This window comes from Leptospira ellinghausenii (assembly GCF_003114815.1).
Lineage (GTDB): Bacteria > Spirochaetota > Leptospiria > Leptospirales > Leptospiraceae > Leptospira_A > Leptospira_A ellinghausenii.
Window position 1 is genome coordinate 1507899 of the sequence record NZ_BFAZ01000009.1, and the last position, 20408, is coordinate 1528306.

Below are 20408 nucleotides of genomic sequence, written 5' to 3' on the forward strand. Positions count from 1 at the left end.
CTTAGTTCGCAAACTTACGTTTTTTAATCGATAAAATGATTCCAACAGCAGTCATTGCCATCACTAAGTGGGATCCACCATAACTCATAAATGTAAGTGGAACACCTGTTACTGGGAGGAGTCCTATCACAATTCCTACATTGATGGCGATATGAAAAAAAATCATCGCAACAATCCCCGCTGCAAGGAGAGATCCAAACCTGTCCTTACTTTCAAAACTGATTTGTAAGCCACGCAAGGGAATTGACATCAAAAAGAATAGTAACAAGACACTTCCAAAAAAACCAGTTTGTTCTGCCCAAGAAGCAAAGATAAAGTCAGTTCCTGATTCGGGAACATGGGGGATTCGTCCTTCTGTCATCTCTCCGTGGAAGAGACCTTTTCCAAAAACTTTCCCTGAACCTACAGCAGGTTTCGAGGCACGGAGTTGGTACCCTGCTCCTTGTTTGAATTGGTCTGGGTTTAAAAATGCAGTGAGTCGGATCACTTGGTTTTCCCGGAAAGGAATGGATTTGTGAACGGCTATGGCAGATAAAACAGAAAGCCCAAGGATACCAATGGTGATGTAATAATTTCTAAGATGTCGCGAACCTCGAGCAATCCGTATAAAAATCATCACAAGGCTAATGAGTGTTAACGTACCACCGAGACCAAACATAAAAGCTTCATTGGATAAAATTTTATATCCAATACTTGCGTATTCATCTTTTACGATCTCTGCTGCTTCGCGTATCATTTGTAAGTTTTTCGGATTTTCAATTCCAGGAAGAGTGAGTCCAGATACTTTTTTTCCATCTAGAATCAGCCAAATTTTTCCTTGGAGTTGGTTCACAAGTGATACTAGTTCTGTTTTGTTGTCTTTACGTAGTAAGTCAATGAGAGGTTGTATAAGTGTAAGTTGTGAGTAGGCTAAGTACATAGGAACCATGAGGGAAATTCCACCAAAGGTAAGAAGTGATCCAACATGCAGGATATCAGCACCACCCAAGTACAACATGGTAAATAACATTGGTAAAAAGGAAACAGCAGTTCCAAAGTCTGGTTGTAAAATGATGAATAACATCGGCACCAAACAAATGATAAATGGAATGATCAAAACTGTAATTTTGTGCATCTCCTTTTCTTTCATCACTAAGTACTGGCCAAGTAAAATGACCGTTGCCAATTTTGAAAATTCAGAAGCTTGGAGAGTAATTGGACCCAGTTTTAACCAAGACCTTGCACCACGACCAGATGGTAGGTAACCAATTCCGGGGATGAGTGTTATGATCAGAAGAAAAATGGAAAATAGATAAATGAAGAGAGCATAGGAACCAATCAATTGGTAATTGATCCTCGACATAAACCACATTGCAATGAGACCCACAAACACAAAGGAAAATTGTTTGTACCAACGACCAAGTCCATCAGCTGTATTTGCTTCCTGTGTGTAAAGAGTGAGGACTCCCGCCATCGCAACTAACACAACGGAGAATATTAAAAAATAATCGAGTTTTTCTGTATTACGATCAGCCATTAAAATGCCTCTTGTTCGACTGGTGCTTCTTCTTCCATGGTTTTGGCACGGGACCTATCAGTTCGTGGGAAAGATCCAGGTGGGAAAGCTGCTTTAAAAACTTCCCTTGCCGCAGGAGCCGCAGATGCTGCACCACCAACCCCATACTCAACGAATGCAGCAACTAATATCTGTTTTTCGACAGGTGCGTTCACTGGTGCATACCCAATGAACCAAGCGTGGTTTGAGGACGATGCTCCTCTACGTCTTGTTTGTGCCGTTCCTGTTTTACCTGCAATCTCTGGTAAAGTTGGTGAATTGAGAACACCTGATGCAGTTCCAGAATATCCAACCAAATACAATCCCTCTTTTAATGCTTCTACAGTGGATTTTTTGAGTGGAATATCACGTAAAATGGTTGGTTCTGTTTTTTGGATGAGAGAGTTGTCAAGTGGGCTTCTAATTTCGGACACTACGTACGGTTTGTATATTTTTCCATTGTTTACCACTGCCATATAAAACAATGCCATCTCAATCGGTGTGACCGAAATAAATCCTTGTCCGATGGATAAGTTTACTGTATCTCCATCAAACCATTTGTTGCCATAGGTTCTTTTTTTCCAATCGGAACTTGGGATAAAACCAGTGGCTTCTCCTGGTAGGTCAATTCCTGTTTTTTTATCTAAACCAAATAACCGAGAGTAGGCGAGAATTGGTTCAGCACCTAATTTATAACCAAGTTGGTAGAAATACACTGAGTTTGATTTTTCAAGTGCTTGTGCTAAATTAAGATCCCCATGGTTTTTTTTGTCCCAGTTGTAAAACACTTGGTCTGGAACCCCTTTGAAGGTAGACTTTAAGGTAAAACTTGCTGGGCAAGAAAAGGTTTGTTTGGGATCAAAATTGATTTTGTGTTCACTCTCCATGGCAGCAAGTCCCACCAAGGTTTTAAAAGTGGATGCCGGAGGGAATCTGGATTGGATGGCTAAATTCAAAAACCCACCATTATTTGTGACTCGAGTGAAGTGATTAGAACGTTCGAGTTTGTTTTTCCCAGACAAAATATTTGGATCATAAGAAGGGTTGGAAGCCATGGCTAAAACTTCACCAGTAGTTGCTTTAATCGCAAGGACTGTCCCCCTAACACCCTTTAGTGCTTTGTAAGCAGCAATTTGCATGTCTCTATCAATTGTTAGGATTAAGTTGTTACCTGGGACTGAGTGTTCGATGACACGTTCTTCCTCGATGTTTCCTTCTGTATTTCGTTTCTGGATGCGAAATCCGTCTTGGCCACGGAGAGTTGTGTCATAAAGGGATTCAATTCCCCCTTTTCCAATCAATTGGTAAGTTTTGATTTCTTTTTCTTGTAAGTCACTTGTTGTTGGTTTTCCCACATAACCGGTCACATGCGAAAGAGCAGGTCCCATGTGATACACCCTAGCAGGTGAGGAAACTAAATACACATAACGATTTATATTGTCTAAAACTAAAATTCGTTCTTGTTGTTCCCTTGAAATCCCTTCAAGTAATACAAAAGGTTCTCTTGATCGGATTTTTTTAATCAATCGTGATTCTTGTAATTCTTTTTCGTAATAAACAATTGGAATCGAAAGTGCTTCACAAAATTTGTAGATGAACTCTTTTACTTTTTTAGCATCGTTTTTGAGTAAACTTGTATTCAAAATCACATCAAGAGATGCGGAATTGGATACAAGAGGTTGGCTTGTTTCTGGTGTTAAAAAGTTTCGATCAAAAATATTACCACGATCTGCAGGTATGGATTCACTTCTGCGAACAAATCGTTCGGCTTTAAGAGAGTTTTCACTCCCTTGAACAATCTGTAAGTTGAACAATTGTAAAATATACGCAGTTAACGTAAATACAATCATCCCTGTAAAAAAGTACAATCGTTTACGGAAACTTGCTTCTAAACGAAACTCAGATGCCGACTGGCTCATTGCCGTACCTCATCTCCATCCAATCGATATGCCCAAGAGAATAAAAAGAATAATGCAGGTCCTAAAAAAGCATTATAGAGAGAAACATACAAAAAGGAATAACTATGGTTTGAGTGAAAGAACATTAGGAATAACAAATATGTGATGAGTCTTGATACAAAGGTAAGTCCCAAAACATAAATTGTGACGGAGATGTAGTTTTCTGTATAAGAACTTCTTAGGCCTTTTCCTACGATATAACCAATGATTGCATAGGAAAAAGAATGAAGGCCAATTTTGTAATACACAATATTGTCTCCGCCAATTTCACCACCAAGTGCAGTATCGGTGAGAAGGCCTCCGAAAAATCCTAACCAAAGACCATACATAGGTCCTTTTCTGAGTGCAAAGAACACAACAAAAATGACCATAAAATCAGGACGGATTGCATTACCTAATTCGAATACATTGGAGCCATTTAGAAAATGAGCGAGTAACATTCCTATGATGATAAATAATTTATCTAAAATCATGGATTCACCTCCTTAGGTCCTTCCAAGTTTTGGGGAGAAGGAGGTGGTTCTGATGGCGAAGTAGGATTAGAGTTTGGATTCGTACGTCCTGTGTTTGGTGTACCGAATGCACTAGGGTTTCCAAAACCTTGGGTTCCTTGTTTTTTCTCTTTTTTATTATAATCCTTTTCTTTAGGGAAATCAATTTCACCAAAGTATGGACCTTCAATTTGAATTGTTTTTTCAGCAGGCCACTCTTCTCGCCATTTTTCAGGTAATTTTTTCAAGACAATCACATGTAATAATTTATCAAATTCAACAAACGGACGTAAGATGGCAGTTTTAAAGGAACCGTTCCTTGGCCCTTCTTCGATGATGGTACCTACTGGAATGCCAGGAGGGAAAACTCCCGATCCACCAGAACTAAATACGGCCTTTCCAATTTTACTAAATCCTTCTGTAAACATGGTGTTTGCCGAAGTTGGTGGAGGGTTTGGTCCCATTGGAAAATTGCCAATAGCTTTTGGATCAATCACAATCCCTGAATCAATATAGTCTAACAAAACATCTGTTCCGCGACCACTGTTTCCATTGAGTGATGCCCATAAATTGGTTCCAGGGATGGAGACTCCCATTGAAAAATTGGAATTGATGATGGGTTGAATGACAGCAGATCCTTTTGAGACAGCGATGATTTTACCAACAAGGGCTTCAGTGAATTTGCCTTTTTCGTCTAACGCACGTGCTACAACTGGCATATAAGGTTTGATCCCGGATTCGGATCCTTTGTTGATGATGATGGTACGATAAATGGCATTCAAACGAACACTGAGAACTTCTGCACGAACAGATGGATATTCGGATCTGAGAGGAAAGTTTAACTCTTGTCTGAGGATTGCATTTTCGGCTTTGAGGCGTTCTACGTCTTTGGAGAGTTGTCGGTATTCTTCCATCACGTTCAAACAAGAATCACGCTCTTCGCGTACCCGTTCAAAGGACTCGAGTTTATTATAACTACTTTTGATCAGGGATCCAAAGGAATCAAAGGACCCAGAAAAAAAGTCGCCTACACCCTGAAAGCTGGCAATCCCTCTTACCATGAAGTTGCCGTTCCAAATTAGGGAAGTAAAGGAAAACAGGAATACGAAAAGTAGGGAAAACAATTCGTCATTTTGATTGATGCGATTCCACTTCATGGACTTATGTCACATTAATTTTCGAGGAAAGAATATTTCAAGCGAGAATCGGAATTGGTCCGTTTTTCATTCATTAAGATTCTGGCCTTTGGTTTGGGCGGAAGTAGAAGGTGGAACTGGTCTCCATTTGCACACTGCCATGGATGGATTGGAAACCTTTGGGTTCCCTGTACACCGTAATCTTGGTATGGTTCGGTGCGCCCTTGTTTCGTTTGGTTGGACTGAACCTGATTCTGACGTCAGTGAGTCCAGGGTCGACCACTTGTGCTAAGTAAGAATCCTTTCCCCAATGGACGAGAACAAACTCTCGGACCCCAAAGATTGGTGATTTTTCGCGGGCAGTTCCCAAAAATTTGGCCACGAGGGATAAGAAGGTTTGTTCTTCATTTTGGTCGAGTTGTGAAACAAATTGTAAGAGGTGGGCTCGTAAGTATTCTTTCGCATGATTGTGTGCGAGGATCACACGGTGGTGTCTGTCCAATTGGTTGTAGAAGGTTTGGAGGAGGGAACGTTCCACTTGGTTACAACCTGCGCGGAAGGCTAGGCGGTCGAGGCGTTTACGATGCATTTGGATGAGTTCATACCGGTGGGTGAAGTAGGCACTGATCCGAAAGGCAAAGTAAAAAAATAAGATGAGACCTACCAGTTCTAGGAGAACTAATTCTGGATTTCCCTTCCAGATCCAAACTGGTTTATCCGAAAACATTGATTGTTAGACGAAAGAGAATCCAATGAACATCAAGGTAACTTGATTCTTGGTTTGAATCTTCAATGTTTGATTGGGGCATACTGATCAATGGATATGCTTGGATTCTCAATCTTTGATTTTAGGGTGTACTCGTTTGCAATTTGAGTCAATGGAATTGGTCCGCTAGAATATCTACTTTGGATGATGCTGAACTCTGAACCTGGTTGTCGTTTACCAACTTCTTGGATCATTTCGAGGAACGATTTATCTTCAAAGGCAAATATATTTTTACCCGACAGATACAAATCGGATAGACTCATGAGAGCTCCCATATCTCGGACAAAAACAAGTTCAGTTTTATTTTGTTTTAATAACGTGTAGTTTAAATCATAACCCTTATAGATTAAAAAGGAAAAATTGAAACTCATGATGAAAGTGACAATACTCCAACTATAAAGAAGGCCGAATCCGATTTTTTTGTTTAACGTACCCAGATGAACCGTGTGGAAAATTAAAATGACTAAAATGGGATATAAAAAATAGGCAAATCGTAATCCTAAATAATAAGTTGCCGATGTGGGTGAAACAAGTATTAAGATGGGAAGAGCCCAAAGGAATGTATACAGAAATTTAATTTCAGACCTTTCCTTTTGATAACGATGGAATCGGAACTGAAACAAAGCAAATACCAAAATAGGCAATTGAAACAATAGTGGGTTAAAGTAAAATGGAGAATAAAAAAATAGATTTCGAATGAGGCCTAAACTTCTCTCTCCAAACGAAACATAGTGTATGGGATCAAATGCTTTTATCCCAAGTGGATGGTGTACCAATACTTGATTGAGTATCAAAATAGGAAGAATACTGGAAACAATTCCAAAGATTGCAATCATCACTTGGCTCATGGGTTCTCTGATACGATCCACTGAAAGATTGTAAATAGCCAATGGATACACCAATAAATTCACACATGTTTCTGGTCTGAATAAAAAGAGAAGACCAATGAAAAATCCACTCATCCAAATTTGTAGTTTGTTAGGTTTTAATAATAACCTATAAATAGCAAAGAGGAATATAAAACCTGTCAGTATATGTTCTTCTAAATCAAAAACAGATGTTCCGTAGGAAGTTCCAAATCGAATGAGGACCATCGAAAGCAAAATTTTCCAAAAATCTAACCTGAGGATTTTTCCAATTTGATACATCCAGTATAGCATGAAAGCAACAAGTATGTGTTGGAAAACTACGATTCCGATTTGCCCACTGAAAATAGTTGGTAAATACATAATATAAGAAAGTGCGAATGGAAATAGATAATAACAGGAACCGTTTTGAACTGTGAACACTCCTGATTTTTTTATCTGAGAAAAATTAGGATCAAATTCTTTCCCAGGATAGGAACAGGTAATATCTCTAAAATTTTTAGCTTTTAAATCTTGGATTTGGATCCATTTAAATCCAGCATCACCATAAAAATGGAAATCAAATCCGTAAAATGTTTGCGGATCGACTTCCATTTTTAATTCGATCAGATTTTTTTTATGAATTTTATGGATTTGGAAGATTCCCAAGCAAAATGAAAAAAAAGTGGAAAAAACAATGAGCAAAAGAACAATTTTTTTTTCATTCATGGATCGGAATGTCATGATCGTAGTACAATTGTCTTAGTTCTGAGTTTCATTTTTATGATCAGTTGAAACTTAAATTTATTATCTTTGGATCTGCAATTCATTTTATTCCATCTTTTCGTTTTATGGTTTTACGATTCTTGGGAATACTGAATTACAAATTCCAACTAAAAGTATTTCTCTTTTAGTTGGATAGGCAAAAAAACTACATTTCAATCATGGAAGAGCAAATACAGGTGCAGGTTTGATATCGCAACTTAAACCGACTGTCACAAAATTATCTAATACGAGACCGAATGCATAGATTTGAGTTACACATTTGTCTACGCCGTCCTTTAGATAGTATTTATTATCTTCTAGTCCAGCAGCGATTGGAATCAGAGCCCCATTTAATAAGTTGGCTAATAAGGATGCAGAAGTGTAACTGAATGAAGAAGAGGAAGATGAGGACGAAGTTGACCTAAAATAGAGAGTGTCAATTTGTGTCCCTGCGCTTATCAGTTTTTCGAGTGCTTCTTTGCCAGTGATGTTTTTAGAACTGAGACCGCCAATCACTGGTTGGTTGCAACAAATCAAAAATCCAAAAATTGAGATTAGAAAAAGTTTTGATGTTAGGTTTTTCATATATGCAAACATTTTGATATAAGATATATTCTGTCAAAAGAAAAATACCACAAAATACGAGTCAGGTGATAAAATAGAACGGCCACCTAACTCGAAAGTAAAGTCTATGAAGATCAGGCGAAAAGATGCATAAAAAAATAGTTAGTTTTGGTATATTTAACATGAAAACCATAGTATGATGCGGAATATAAGTTAAGCTAGAAATTCAAAAGAGGTTATGGAGTCAATATCTTTTGGTTTGTAATTGAGAATGTTTCCAGATTCTGAAACTTTCGGCAACTGTAGGTTAGGAGGTGGGATCAGACAATCAAAGATCAATTGCGGATGCAATTCAAATGCATTCATAACCGAAAAAATCATGTTAAATGCTACAATTTCTCCCGTTTTTGGGATTTACATCCACCTATCACCTACCACCCACTCAACCCAACCACCTGTGGTAGACCTGTCGAACCATATGTAACAGTATCTTCCTTGGTGACAAATTTATTTGTTTGTCAGAATTGAACTGATCATTAACACTAGTTCTATGAAAATTAAATTGAATATTCTTCTTTCTATATTTTGTTTGTTTTGCATGCTTTTGACAGGAAATTGTGCAACTTACATGAAGTATGCTATGCAAGGAAACCAAGATTTGAATGTGATTGGACCAGAAGACAGTCATATTTTTCTTGATGATGAAAAGATTGGTGAATCCTTTATCATTAAAGATGTTGGGTTTCCCAAAAAAGATGTTGTAGAAAAAAAGACAGTACGGATCGAAAAAACTGGATATGCACCGCAAGTAATCGAATTAAAAAAGGGAACAAATAAATGGATCTGGGGAAACTTTTTGTTTTTACTCGGAGCTCCCATTGGATTTGGAATTGATTATCTAGCAGGTGTTTTTAATAGTTTTACTCCACTCAATATTAAAGCAGATTTAATCCGTGATGAAAAATACAAAGTTGATTTAAATTCACCAACTCAAAAAAAATACAAAGCTGTTCTCGATGAGTCATCAAAAATTCCGGTAGTGATTACATATTCGAATCTTAGTGCAGTTAATATTGAGAAATTGGATGAGAAAGGAAATGTAATTCCCAATGCCAACGATGAATACACAAGTATTTTTCAAAACCAATCCAATGTAAAAACATTAAGTCCCGGTACCTACCGAATCAAGGGTGTGTATCAAACTTCTAGACGAAGTGGAAATACGATCACAACCTATACGGCAAAAAAAGGTGGAGAAATGATTCTTACCATCCCTGGCGGAGGAGCTGGCGCATTTTGCGGACTCATCGATAAAGAGAAAAAGGCGACATCCTTTCGTTTCATCCATATCAATGAACCGAGTGCCAAATCTTTAGAAGGATTTTTGCCAAGGGCTCAGCTTTCCAATCGCATCGCTGGTAGTTGTGATGGAATCTTTGGACTCCAAGACCTACTCGCTCAGTAATACTAACTTACGATGGCGTACATTCTGGCTCCTAGCAGGATGTATGTCTCTAGAAGGTGCATTGATTCGATTTTAAAAAATCGCAATTTCGATCCAAAACGTATTTCAAAATTGCTTATGATTGGATACGTAAGGAGAGAAGTATGAATCCAATGATAAAAACAGCAGGGATCAACCAAATCGGTATCATTACCGAAAAACTGATAGAATCGAAGGAGTTTTTCCAAAAATGGCTTGGGTGGCGAGTTAAATTTGAATCGGAATGGTTTCTTCTTTTGTCACATCCCGAAAAAGAAGACAGAGAGATTGCGTTTATGTTGCCTAACCAAACAGTCGTAAGGAAGTCTTATTTTCAGAAACCATATATTGGTCAAGGGATTTGGCTTATCATCGAATCAGAAGAGATTGAGACACTTTATGCGCAAATGGTGAAAGCTGGAGCGCCAATTGATCTTCCAATCACTAAAGAAGAATGGGGCGATTTACATTTTACAATGATCGATCCTAATGGAATCGGTCTTGACTTCGTGCAAATGAGAAGCTAAACTTTTGTGGATTGATTTCCAAGAAAGATTCATTCTTATATCCAATCTGGGAAAAATTAGAATCTAATCTTTCCAAAGAATTTGCACTAAACGAATTAGCCTTTTTTTCTACCTATTCTCCTTGGCATTTTCATCGATTGTTTTCTCGATTTCAGTCGGAAAATGTTAAGGACTATGTTAGGCGACTGCGTTTAGAAAAAGCTGCCTTTGAAATCAAAACCACCTCATATCCGATTTTAGAGATTGCTTTAGAAACTGGATATACTAGCCAAGAGGCATTTACAAAAGCTTTCCGAAAGACCTTGGGAATTACTCCAGCCGCCTATAGAAAGAAATTCCAAACAAAACAAAGGAAATTTGATGGTTTACAAACATTAAAAATATTTGGGATTGAAAGAAAAGATATCAGTATAAAAAAGATCTCTTCGTTCCATCTGCTTTACAAACGACATATCGGACCATACGAAGAGATGCCTGGATTTCCTAAGGATTTAACTTTTATACAACCATTTGAACAATATTTTTCCAAGCACAATCAAGACGCCAAAGATCAAAAATGGATTGGCATTTCGCAGGACGACCCAGACATCACCGATCCAAATAAAATCAGATTTGATATTGGGATTCCTGTTTCTTCTCATACACAATGTCCTAACGGATTAGGGCTACAAATTGTACAGGGTGGCGAAAGGCTTCAAATTCGAGTTCGCCTGGCATATGAGAAACTTCCAAGAGTTTATGATGCAGTCATTAACGAATTTTTTCCACATTTTTACAGACGTTTGGCGAATGATGCTCCCTTTGAAGTTTATTTGAAACGGGAACCAAAAGAAACTCCCATTACAGACCTTTATTTTGCGCTGAGAGATTGATCCGAATCTTTCTGAACACATCCAAAACATTGAACTTGGTTCAAATAATATCTCTGGTTCGGGAATTAATTATTTGACACTCGTTCAAAAAAGACACCAAAATGTCTTAATTGTTCAGATTATGTGAAAAATGTTCCGATTCGGAGGAAATATGAACACAAAAAAAACATTCGGTTTGGTGCTCGCTTTGGTATTTGCAGGATCTTTGTCCGCGCAAACACAAAGCCAGATGTTCCAAAAGGTTGGTGTGATTGGGGATTCCTTGAGCCAAGGATTCTTCGGTGTGACCGTTGAGAAAAAAACACAAGATTGGGCTTACCCAGTACTCGTATCAAAACAAGCAGGCGCCTCGGTATCTTACAATGTTCTGAAAGGACCATTCGTTAACTTAGAGGATGTCCTTAAATGGGACTGCGGTGTTTTTTGTATTGCGGAAAGTATCATTGGGGGAAATCAGTCTACCGTTTCCCTGCCAACTCATGCTGGTATCACTGGTGCGGAGTACACAACTGTTCTCAGAACTTCTGGTCAATGTGAAGACATCACTGCCACCAAACAAGAGAAAGAATGGTATTGGAAAGAATGGTATTGGTACACTTACCGTTGGGTGACTGTTGCTGATTGTAAGGAACCAGATAAGTTTCACCGATTCGGTTTACGTGATGCGGGTACACAAGCACAAGTCATGGAAAAAGTAAAACCAACTTTCCTTTTTGGTTCTGCTGGTGCTAACCACGTTCTTTGTACTGCACTTCATACTTCTACCGATTGTTTGGACGAAACACGATTCAAAAGAGACATTCGTGAATTTTTCCGTAGAATGGCTGCGATGGGAAGTTTGCAAGGTGGAGTAATCTTTACTGTTCCAAATGTAACAGCAATTGCCTTCCTTGAAAGTTACAAAGATCCAAACGGTAGAGCAAACTATTCTGGACTCAAAGCATTTTTTAGAAATTCAGTTTCTGATCCGAACCAAGTATTGGATGCAAACGAAATAACAACCATTTCCAATTTCTTAAACATGTTGAACAATGAAATCAAAGCACAAGGAGCAACAATGCGTTTTGCAGTGGCTGACTTACGTGTGATCTTTGATGACATCAAAGAAAACGGAAGACCCATTCAAAGTGCTTCTGGATGGTCTCCAGGTAGTGCACGTGCTAACTGGCCAGTTCCCAACCAACCAGGTGTATTTGGTCTTGACGGAGTTCACCCGAACATGTATGGTCACTCATTGTTTGCAAACGAGTTAATCAAAGCGATAAACACTCGTTATGGATTTACTATCCCACAAGTGAGTGAATACACTGCTTGGTATTACGATACACTGAACAGAAATCCAATTGATTTGAAAAAATTCTTAACTGAGAACATTTTTGGTCAGGCAATTTCTTGGGTAGTGTCTATCTTTACATAAGAGATTAGAAAGATAGGTAAACGGCCAGTTGGATTCGGCGTTAGCTGAGAGTCCTTTGGTCGTTTGCTTAGAAAAGAATCGATTGTATCAAAATACACTTTTTTATCCTTCCTTTCAAAATAACCTTTTAACCAGAGATCAATGATCTTGATCTAGCAGCGGTTTGAAACTGAATCAAATCAAAACCAAATTTGTAAATGAAATATCCAAAAACTGGAAGCACCTCCTCTGATATTCCCTTCAATAGAAGAAAAAATTTAAGTAACAATCTTTAGATCTGAATTTGGAATTTAAAAATGATTCGTCATATATACATACGGAGTCATCATATGAAGAAGTTTTTTTTGTTATTATCTTTACTGTTTACTGGGTGTCTTTCAGTCCCTGAAGGTGTTTGTACCGTGAAGGGCTTTGAGCTTGAGAGGTATCTTGGGAAGTGGTACGAAATAGCAAGGCTTGACCACTCTTTTGAAAGGGGGCTTGTGGATGTCACCGCTGAATATGCAAAACGCGACGATGGCGGAGTAAAAGTCATTAACCGTGGATATGATAAGCAAAAACTGGAATGGAAAGAAATTGAAGGAAAAGCCTTCTTTCAGGATACGCCTGATAAGGGTTTACTAAAAGTTTCCTTCTTTGGGCCGTTTTACGGGACCTACAATATTGTTGAACTTGATAAAACAAATTACGGTTATGCCCTTGTTTGTGGTCCCGACAGATCATATCTCTGGATCATGGCAAGGACTCCAGAGATTTCGAAAAAAATCACCGACGACCTTATGGCTAAGGCATCCGCTCTTGGTTTTGATACTTCCAAGCTGATTTTTGTAGAGCATTCCAGAAAGTAAGAATACAATGAATCCCTTTATGAGAGCTTTGTGAACGAACAATAGAGAAATTAATTTTGTTCAACTTCCCGCGCCTGTGATTGGAAAGGGAAAAAGAATTGTATAGATTCAAGGTAATTACTATTTCCCGACTTGCTTATGAAATGACAAAGGGTATGTTGATAATTAATTCACATCCCTTCCCTGAATCCGATATGACTGAAAATGTTCCCTTCAATTCATCGACAAGTAATTTAACGAATTTGATTCCAAATCCGTTTCCAACTTCCCCCGCTGTCCCTATGGTTGAATTTACATTGTCTGATAATACATTATTGATTTGTTCTGTTGTCTTTCCAATTCCAAAGTCTTTGACTCGTATGACAGCTGTTTGCGTTTCTGAATTCATGCTATCATAATGAATCTGTATTTCAGTTTTCATCGGTGAAAACTTAATTGAATTCGAAACTAGGTTTCCTATCATTTGAAAGAATTTATTCTTAGGAATTTTCCTTTTACATAAATTGGGATTTATGTTTACTCTGATGGTAACTTGTTTCGTTTGCGCCTGTGCATGAAATTAACTTAACAATTGTTCGGCAAATTCCTTTATCGTGATATTATTGTTCAAGTTACCTTCATCCGTAAATTCGCTCATAAGATCATTCGCCAAATTCAATACGGAATCACTACTTTCCTTCATCAATTTCATGTTAGAAAAATATTCTGTCATGTATAAATCATCTTCTTGTTAGAGGATGATATCGGCTAATCCCGAAATACCACCGATGGGGCTACGAATGTCATGAGCTAACATTTTATAATGTCTCAATAATTTGAGATTCTTTTCTGTCTTTAGATGAATGGTGTTTTTGTGTTTGATACGCTCCGTCACCTCTTTAGCGATGATTTCTAAAAGTATGATTTTATCTGGAGAAATTGAATTATCCTTTGTATCGATTACGCAGATGGAACCTACATTGTATCCTTATAAATCAATTGGAATTCCGTAATAGTATTTAAAGTAAGGACTTTGAGTGACAAATCCTTTTTCTTTGAACCTTGGGTCCGACTTTAAGTCTTTCACCTCTAGATGTGAAACGCACCAATCAGATTGATATGGGAAATGCGTGTTCCTGTGATCCCTGCAGCCAATTCCGTAAGCCCATTAAATTCCTCTTTTAAGGAAACATAATCTAAGCTTAATTCTGCTAAATGGAGTAAGCGAGCGATTTCCTTTTCGGGAATGGTTTGCATGGATTGATTCACGTTTCAAAATAAACCAAAGAAACTTGGAAATAAATTATTAAAATTCTGATTTTAGATTTCATTTGGATTTGACATTTCAATGATTTTCATCGAATTTATTGAATGATTCAAATAATCACAGTATTTTTTCTTAAAAAATACTGTGATGTTTATCTCTTAATTGCTTTTCCAATCTGAAACGCCAATTTCGTCTTGGCAAAATTCAGATTAGATTGTTTGTATTTTCATCGATCAAACCTAAGCTATCTTGTAAGTCTAATTGTCTTACTTTTTAAGAACCAACGATCATAAAAGGACTCAACGATGGATATAAAATCAATCATTGAAAGAGCTGTAGATGAATCCATAAGTGCTATCGCGATTTCAGATCCACTTGGAAAGATTGTTTTTGTTAACAATGCATTTCTACGTTATTTGGGTTATACATCTAAAGAAGAAGTGTTAGGTAAATTTGCAAACGAGTTTTGGATACCCTCTGATGATCAAAAAAATTTGATCGATTCCCTTACAAAAACTGGTTCTTATATCGGAGAACTTGAAGCAATAAAAAAAAACAAATCAATATTGAAAGGTGTAGCCCAATTTAGCATTTCAAAATCTATATCTGATGAGATTCAATACATTATATTTAGCTTTTTAGAAAGTTCACATCACAAAAGTATATCCGATTCGATTCACGAAACAGAAAATTATTATTCGCAGATACTGGATTCAATTTCTGATCTTATTTTCTGTAAAGACTCTAATTTCAAAATAACCTATGTGAACAAGGCATCCGCAGATTACTTTGGTATCAAAAAATCTGATCTTATAGGCACATATGATATTTCTGAAAACAAACAAGAATTCATTGAAGAATATCACAAAATAGATTCATTTGTTTTCCAAGATGGCAAACAAGTTACCATAGAAAAAGAACCTCATTTAGGTAAAGATGGTTTCGTTCGTTATTTTAATACCGTCAAAACTCCGATCCGAAATCAATATGGAACTATAAACGAACTTGTTGCCGTTGCAAGAGATATCACCGATTCTGAAGATATATTAGGAAAATTAAAATTAATCACAGAGATCACATCGGATTATATCTATACGGCAAAAATCATTGAAGGTGAAATCATTGCAGATTGGAGCTCAGGGAATCTCTCAAAAATTGTAGGCTATTCAGTTGAGGATATTCTAAATATTGGGGGATGGATCAAAATCATTCATCCGGATGACTTAGGTATTGTTGGAAATCGGGTTTCTGAAATTCTCCAAGGTCAGGTAGGTGTTTCAGAATACAGAGTTTTAGCAAAAAGCGGTGAAGTAGTTTGGATTCGAGATTATAGCAAGCCATTGTATGACGAGTTTGGTAAAGTATCCAAATTGATTGGAGCATCTAAAAATATTACGATTGAAAAGGAAGTTGAAACAAAGCTCAAAGAGAGTAACGAACGATTTAAAGCTTCTTTAGAAGCATCTCTTGAATCAATTTATTTTTTATCTGTTGTGAAAGACAATCATGGAACGATTATCGATTTCATTTTCAATGAAATGAATGAGAAAGGTTCAAAAAACTTAGGAGTCCCAAAAGAAGAACTAATTGGAAAAAGAATTTGTGAATTATATCCTATCAATTTAGAAAACGGGTTTTTTGAGCAGTATAAAGAAGTTTTTCTGACAAAACAACCACTAGAACAAGACTATACAATTCCCGATGGATACTATACGCCAGGTTATTTTCATCACATCGTTTTGCCTACTACAGATGGGATTGTAATTTACAATCGAAATATATCAGACATTGTCGCAAAAAATAAAGAACTTGAATCGCTGGTTCAAGTTACAAATAGGCAGAATGAAAGGTTGCGAGAGTATACCTATATCACTTCTCATAACCTTAGAGCACCGATTGCAAATATACTTAGTTTGTGTAATTTACTGAAAGATGATCCTGGTGATCAACTTTTAGTTCAGATGATCGAATCTTCCGCACAACAGTTGGATCACATGATGAAAAATTTAAATGAATTGCTAACAATTGAGAAAGATTCTAATTCGCTAGTAAAAAAAGAAATACAAGTTCAAAAAGAAATTCAAAATCTACTTTTGTTATATGTTTCTGATAAATCGCATCATACTAAAATTGATGTAATCATTCCAAACGACTTATTTCTTCATACAATACCGGTTTATTTTGAAAGCATCATTAATAATGTTTTATCCAATGCATTTAAATATATATCTGATAAAAGTATTGGGTATATCCGAATCGAAGCTAAAGAATCGGGAGAGTTTGTCATACTGATGATCACCGATAATGGAATTGGAATTGATTTGGAAAAATATCGAAACAAAATGTTTAAAATGAATTCTCGGTTCCATCCTAATATAGAAGGGAAGGGCATGGGTCTTTTTCTAACAAAATACCAAATCGAATCTTTGGGTGGTAAAATTGAAGTAGAGAGTCAAGTTGGAAAAGGCACGAGTTTTCAACTCTACTTTCCGAAAATGTAAAGAGTTAGTGTTTGAAATGGTGCAGAAAACTTTTATTATTTCATCAGAAGCACAAACGGATAGTGTAATAAAATCAAATCAGAAATTTTCCATTTAATCCGTTAAATCCACTTCTTCGAATGCCTCTGTTTGGTGGCGGAACATCCAAAGTTTACTTCCTGCATAAAAATTGATAAATCCATCTCTCATTTCAAATTGAGAAATTCGCCTGAGGAGTAAATTTTGTTCGTATTGCATCTCGGTTGGGAGGTCTATCACAACAATTCGACGTGTTGTGATGATGGTCACTTTGTCATAGAGGTTGGCAAAGGCACTGAGAGATTCTTGTTCGAGGCTGATGGTTTCCCAATGGTTCGTATAACTGTTGTATAGGTAGAGTTTGCGGTCACTTGCTACTAGGGCCGCTTTGTGACCCATCGCAACTTGGTAACGTTCTTCGCCAAAGATATGGCCCTTTTCCCATTCGGTACTTGAATTACTCACACCTAACAAGTTTTTTTGAGAGACGATGATACAAAGGTCACCGAAACATTTGGAATAACGAATGTGTTCCCCTCTTGTGGAATATGAGACTTCTGAAGAATCGGATAAAAATGCCTTAAAAGACAAATGGCCTTCCACAAAGTTAATGGTTGTTTGGAGATAAGGGTATGCTGTTTTATCGGTAGGCCAATTGGAAAATGCTGTGACATCTTGTTTTACAGGAACGGAAGGAACATGTAGATCCGGGTGTGGTCTTTGCGGTGGCCTCGGACGATTTTGGCCCACTGTGTCGATGTAGTAAATGTCTCCATCAAATTGATCGGGATTCGCAAAAAGAGAGGGAATGAATCCGATCGAAACGGAAATCCCGATCAGGACAAAAACTATTTTTAGAGTCTGTTTTGAATGCGACCAAGAGAACATAAACTTAGGTTTCCTTCCCGAAGAATCTTCATTAAATGGTATCTTCCGACAACCATTTCTCTGTCTTAGACGGAGAATAGTTCTGCAAATGAGTGAGTAAGTCTTCGGTCTCCCTTAGGACAATCACGAGATCCATATTTTCCTTTTTTAAAAAACCAGAATCCACCATCGTATGGAACATTTGGACAAGTGAGTCATAAAACCCATTCCAATTCAATAATACAATGGGTTTGTTGTGAAGTCCCAGCTGTGACCAAGTGACCACTTCAAAAAACTCTTCCATGGTTCCAAAACCACCAGGTAACACAAGAAAAGCATCAGAACGTTCAAACATAATTTGTTTCCTTTCGTGCATCGATTCCACTTGGATGAGCTCTGAAAGTCCCAAATGTTCGATTTCCTTTCGTTTCAGAAACGTTGGGATCACACCAATGACCTTACCATGGTTCTCCAAACATCCGTTCGCCACAGCTCCCATTAGTCCCACACTCGCACCACCATACACAATTCCCATTTGGTGTTTTGCAAGAATTTCACCCAAATGGTAAGCTTCCTTGTGATAATAAGGGTCCAGGCCAGAAGAGGAACCACAGTAAATTGCGATGTTTTTTATCAGAGCCATCTGAAAGACAATATGTAAGTTCCATAGGAATTGCAAAGTGAAAACTGTATTTTAGAATCTGAAACTGGGAAAGGAGTAAGATTATTTATTAAAACCGTAAAATGCTTTAGTCATAAATTCCCATTCAGGTGTGGCAAAAAATTCTCCTTGCGGTAAGGCAAACCAAGGGGAATTGGTTGTATCATTTTTTAAGATATGCATTTCCTGAGAAGGCATATAACTCTGTGCTAACAAAAATAAGGTGTTTCCCTCTTTTGATTGGGCCTTGTCTACAACCATCACAACATGCCCTGGTGAACCTGCTTGTATCCATACATCCCCTGGTTCCAAATCTTGGAGTTGTTTTTTCTTAAGTTCTGATTTGAGTGAGATGGTTCCCGCATAATTATATATAAATTGTAAATAGGATTCGAACACATCGCGGTTTGTTCCTTTTTTTGCGAATCCTACTTTCCAACTGGTTTTATTTCCCTTCACAACCACTCGGTCACCTTTTGCAAATCTAGAAAAAGGAACTGACATTCCATTGCTGATGGTAAATGTGATTTTCTCCCATTCCTTTCGCGAATACAAATACTCTGCACGAAGTTTCATCACCGCATCGGCACATTGGATGAGGTCTGTTCCCAGTAAGGGAAAATCTAACACAGCTTCATGGACTTGATTTTGTTTTTTAGTTCCATTGAACAAAAACACAGGGCTTCCTTTTGGTTTTAAAGGAAAGTTTTGCAGGTAAGTGGAAAAACTTTCTTTTGGATAACTTATTCGACTGTATCCGTTAGGTGGTTGGAAACGTTCTTGTATGGATTCCGAAAAAATAGATGAAATCAGAAGAAAGAAGATAGAAAAACAGATTCCAAATCTCAACGAGTTACCACCAGTTTGATTGATTCTTCCAACCATGCTTCTTTTGCCTCTGCAAAGGAAACAGTTTTTGTGACAATTTTTTCCGGTGTAAACATTCCATTTTGGATCTCAGGGTAAAGTGCTTTCATGGAATCGAGTGATTCCACTCTGCCGATATGGATTTCCGCACCTTGGTTGTACATCTCCAAATAAGGAATTTCAAAACGATTGGTCCAAAAGATCGATGCCGAACTGAGGATGGCATTTTTTCCCATGGATCGAGTGGCAAATTCCCAACCTTCTTTTGTGGCAGATGCGTCACAAACCAAATCGAACTTATCACTTGGTTTTGGGAACGTAGTTACATGTGTCACAGGGATTCCAAGTGATGTGGCAAGTTCGATCCTACTGCGATCCGTGTCCACATACAATACTTCCGCTTTTTTTGTTTGGTGGAGGTAAAGAGCTGTGTACAGTCCAATGCTCCCCGCATTCCCGCCAACGACTAGAGTTTTTGGATCTTTTTTTCGCTCTAAAAATCGACCTGCTAACTTCCAAACTTCGGCAATGTTATCACTGAGACTCGCAATGCCAACAGGGTTAATCTTAGGATCCACGGGAAGTAACATTTGTTTTGCGTAAGGAACTTTGATGAGTTCCGATATGGCACCACCTACATTGTGAGCACCAGGTGGCATTCCATAGGCTGAAGTATAAGGAACTGTTTCACATGAATTGGTATGTATCGATAAACACGTTGGACATGTACCACAGGAGATTTGGAAAGGAATTGCAACCACTGATCCAATTTGGAATTGTCCACTGAGTTCGTCCGATAGAGATTTGATACGACCAACAAACTCGTGTCCTACGGGGAAAGGTGCACGGAATAATGTTTCTCCTCGTACGATGGGTAAATCCAAATCACAACGAGCAATGGCGATGGGTTCTACAAGTGCTTGGTTTTCACCTGTGATAGTAGGGGTTTCTACTTCTTCCCATTCAAGGATCCCTTTTTTCCGAAAGACGAGTCGTAACATATGAAGCTCCGTATACCGAACGGTCTACCTTTGACCTTGTC

19 protein-coding genes are annotated in these 20408 nt (G+C 37.8%); 6 read left to right on the forward strand and 13 right to left on the reverse strand.

All coding sequences use genetic code 11. The features are described from left to right. Position 1: 1 nt before the first annotated feature. The 7 genes from rodA to DI076_RS15715 all read right to left on the reverse strand — a co-directional run bounded on the left by rodA (position 2) and on the right by DI076_RS15715 (position 8092). Positions 2 to 1516 carry a rod shape-determining protein RodA gene (rodA, locus tag DI076_RS15685; RefSeq protein ID WP_108960676.1) on the reverse strand — a complete coding sequence of 505 codons (1515 nt, stop codon included), beginning with the start codon at positions 1514 to 1516 and terminating at the stop codon, positions 2 to 4. After that, positions 1516 to 3453: a penicillin-binding protein 2 gene (gene mrdA / locus DI076_RS15690; protein ID WP_108960677.1), complete on the reverse strand. Its 1938-nt coding sequence runs from the start codon at positions 3451 to 3453 to the stop codon at positions 1516 to 1518. Before mrdA ends, rodA begins: the two co-directional genes overlap by 1 nt. Then, on the reverse strand, positions 3450 to 3965 hold the full coding sequence (mreD, locus tag DI076_RS15695) for a rod shape-determining protein MreD (RefSeq protein WP_108960678.1): 516 nt from the start codon (positions 3963 to 3965) through the stop codon (positions 3450 to 3452). Before mreD ends, mrdA begins: the two co-directional genes overlap by 4 nt. After that, on the reverse strand, positions 3962 to 5140 hold the full coding sequence (gene mreC / locus DI076_RS15700) for a rod shape-determining protein MreC (RefSeq protein WP_108960679.1): 1179 nt from the start codon (positions 5138 to 5140) through the stop codon (positions 3962 to 3964). Before mreC ends, mreD begins: the two co-directional genes overlap by 4 nt. Before the next feature lie 73 nt (positions 5141 to 5213). After that, entirely contained in the window at positions 5214 to 5846 is a 633-nt protein-coding gene (locus DI076_RS15705; protein WP_108960680.1) for an HAD family hydrolase, read from the reverse strand. Between the two features lie 62 nt (positions 5847 to 5908). Continuing rightward, entirely contained in the window at positions 5909 to 7345 is a 1437-nt protein-coding gene (locus tag DI076_RS15710; protein ID WP_135358394.1) for a hypothetical protein, read from the reverse strand. 327 nt (positions 7346 to 7672) lie between these two features. Beyond that, complete coding sequence (locus DI076_RS15715) at positions 7673 to 8092, reverse strand: TIGR04452 family lipoprotein (RefSeq protein ID WP_245918467.1); 420 nt, start codon at positions 8090 to 8092, stop codon at positions 7673 to 7675. A gap of 595 nt (positions 8093 to 8687) precedes the next feature. Between DI076_RS15715 and DI076_RS15725 the strand changes: the two genes are divergently transcribed. The 5 genes from DI076_RS15725 to DI076_RS15745 all read left to right on the forward strand — a co-directional run bounded on the left by DI076_RS15725 (position 8688) and on the right by DI076_RS15745 (position 13206). Next, positions 8688 to 9524 carry an LEPBI_I2678 family protein gene (locus tag DI076_RS15725; protein WP_108960684.1) on the forward strand — a complete coding sequence of 279 codons (837 nt, stop codon included), beginning with the start codon at positions 8688 to 8690 and terminating at the stop codon, positions 9522 to 9524. 143 nt (positions 9525 to 9667) lie between these two features. Continuing rightward, a complete protein-coding gene (locus DI076_RS15730) occupies positions 9668 to 10069 on the forward strand; it encodes a VOC family protein (RefSeq protein ID WP_245918468.1) in 402 nt (133 codons plus the stop codon). 11 nt (positions 10070 to 10080) lie between these two features. Then, a complete protein-coding gene (locus tag DI076_RS15735) occupies positions 10081 to 10941 on the forward strand; it encodes an AraC family transcriptional regulator (RefSeq protein ID WP_108960685.1) in 861 nt (286 codons plus the stop codon). 151 nt (positions 10942 to 11092) lie between these two features. Then, a complete protein-coding gene (locus DI076_RS15740) occupies positions 11093 to 12358 on the forward strand; it encodes a hypothetical protein (protein ID WP_108960686.1) in 1266 nt (421 codons plus the stop codon). A gap of 329 nt (positions 12359 to 12687) precedes the next feature. Further along, positions 12688 to 13206, forward strand: a complete 519-nt coding sequence (locus DI076_RS15745; protein ID WP_108961016.1) for a lipocalin family protein — start codon at positions 12688 to 12690, stop codon at positions 13204 to 13206. A gap of 136 nt (positions 13207 to 13342) precedes the next feature. Here the strand turns inward: DI076_RS15745 and DI076_RS15750 are convergent, their stop codons facing one another. Continuing rightward, complete coding sequence (locus DI076_RS15750; protein WP_108960687.1) at positions 13343 to 13669, reverse strand: ATP-binding protein; 327 nt, start codon at positions 13667 to 13669, stop codon at positions 13343 to 13345. 605 nt (positions 13670 to 14274) lie between these two features. Then, complete coding sequence (locus DI076_RS20180) at positions 14275 to 14454, reverse strand: hypothetical protein (RefSeq protein WP_167396538.1); 180 nt, start codon at positions 14452 to 14454, stop codon at positions 14275 to 14277. A 303-nt stretch (positions 14455 to 14757) separates the two neighbouring features. Here DI076_RS20180 and DI076_RS15755 point away from each other — a divergent pair, with 303 nt between their 5' ends. Further along, a complete protein-coding gene (locus DI076_RS15755) occupies positions 14758 to 16953 on the forward strand; it encodes a PAS domain S-box protein (protein ID WP_108960688.1) in 2196 nt (731 codons plus the stop codon). A gap of 93 nt (positions 16954 to 17046) precedes the next feature. On the opposite strand, the gene DI076_RS15760 is transcribed toward DI076_RS15755, so the two are convergent. From DI076_RS15760 to DI076_RS15775, 4 genes are all read right to left on the reverse strand, one after another. Then, complete coding sequence (locus tag DI076_RS15760; protein WP_108960689.1) at positions 17047 to 17859, reverse strand: hypothetical protein; 813 nt, start codon at positions 17857 to 17859, stop codon at positions 17047 to 17049. Positions 17860 to 17890: 31 nt separating this feature from the next. After that, positions 17891 to 18481 carry an LOG family protein gene (locus tag DI076_RS15765; protein ID WP_108960690.1) on the reverse strand — a complete coding sequence of 197 codons (591 nt, stop codon included), beginning with the start codon at positions 18479 to 18481 and terminating at the stop codon, positions 17891 to 17893. A gap of 81 nt (positions 18482 to 18562) precedes the next feature. Then, a complete protein-coding gene (locus tag DI076_RS15770; protein ID WP_245918470.1) occupies positions 18563 to 19348 on the reverse strand; it encodes a DUF4846 domain-containing protein in 786 nt (261 codons plus the stop codon). Continuing rightward, positions 19345 to 20367: a zinc-dependent alcohol dehydrogenase gene (locus DI076_RS15775; protein ID WP_108960692.1), complete on the reverse strand. Its 1023-nt coding sequence runs from the start codon at positions 20365 to 20367 to the stop codon at positions 19345 to 19347. The genes DI076_RS15770 and DI076_RS15775 overlap by 4 nt, the downstream gene beginning before the upstream one ends. Between the last annotated feature and the right edge of the window lie 41 nt (positions 20368 to 20408).

What these genes read in the sequence shown, in the direction of transcription:
- DI076_RS15775 (WP_108960692.1), bottom strand. Translation starts at nt 20,367, where the DNA reads ATGTTACGACTCGTCTTTCGGAAAAAAGGGATCCTTGAATGGGAAGAA.
- mreD (WP_108960678.1), bottom strand. Translation starts at nt 3,965, where the DNA reads ATGATTTTAGATAAATTATTTATCATCATAGGAATGTTACTCGCTCAT.
- mrdA (WP_108960677.1), bottom strand. Translation starts at nt 3,453, where the DNA reads ATGAGCCAGTCGGCATCTGAGTTTCGTTTAGAAGCAAGTTTCCGTAAA.
- DI076_RS15740 (WP_108960686.1), top strand. Translation starts at nt 11,093, where the DNA reads ATGAACACAAAAAAAACATTCGGTTTGGTGCTCGCTTTGGTATTTGCA.
- DI076_RS15725 (WP_108960684.1), top strand. Translation starts at nt 8,688, where the DNA reads ATGAAGTATGCTATGCAAGGAAACCAAGATTTGAATGTGATTGGACCA.
- DI076_RS15730 (WP_245918468.1), top strand. Translation starts at nt 9,668, where the DNA reads ATGAATCCAATGATAAAAACAGCAGGGATCAACCAAATCGGTATCATT.
- mreC (WP_108960679.1), bottom strand. Translation starts at nt 5,140, where the DNA reads ATGAAGTGGAATCGCATCAATCAAAATGACGAATTGTTTTCCCTACTT.
- DI076_RS15710 (WP_135358394.1), bottom strand. Translation starts at nt 7,345, where the DNA reads ATGGAAGTCGATCCGCAAACATTTTACGGATTTGATTTCCATTTTTAT.
- rodA (WP_108960676.1), bottom strand. Translation starts at nt 1,516, where the DNA reads ATGGCTGATCGTAATACAGAAAAACTCGATTATTTTTTAATATTCTCC.
- DI076_RS15765 (WP_108960690.1), bottom strand. Translation starts at nt 18,481, where the DNA reads ATGGCTCTGATAAAAAACATCGCAATTTACTGTGGTTCCTCTTCTGGC.
- DI076_RS15745 (WP_108961016.1), top strand. Translation starts at nt 12,688, where the DNA reads ATGAAGAAGTTTTTTTTGTTATTATCTTTACTGTTTACTGGGTGTCTT.
- DI076_RS15705 (WP_108960680.1), bottom strand. Translation starts at nt 5,846, where the DNA reads ATGTTTTCGGATAAACCAGTTTGGATCTGGAAGGGAAATCCAGAATTA.
- DI076_RS15750 (WP_108960687.1), bottom strand. Translation starts at nt 13,669, where the DNA reads ATGATAGGAAACCTAGTTTCGAATTCAATTAAGTTTTCACCGATGAAA.
- DI076_RS15755 (WP_108960688.1), top strand. Translation starts at nt 14,758, where the DNA reads ATGGATATAAAATCAATCATTGAAAGAGCTGTAGATGAATCCATAAGT.
- DI076_RS15760 (WP_108960689.1), bottom strand. Translation starts at nt 17,859, where the DNA reads ATGTTCTCTTGGTCGCATTCAAAACAGACTCTAAAAATAGTTTTTGTC.
- DI076_RS15715 (WP_245918467.1), bottom strand. Translation starts at nt 8,092, where the DNA reads ATGTTTGCATATATGAAAAACCTAACATCAAAACTTTTTCTAATCTCA.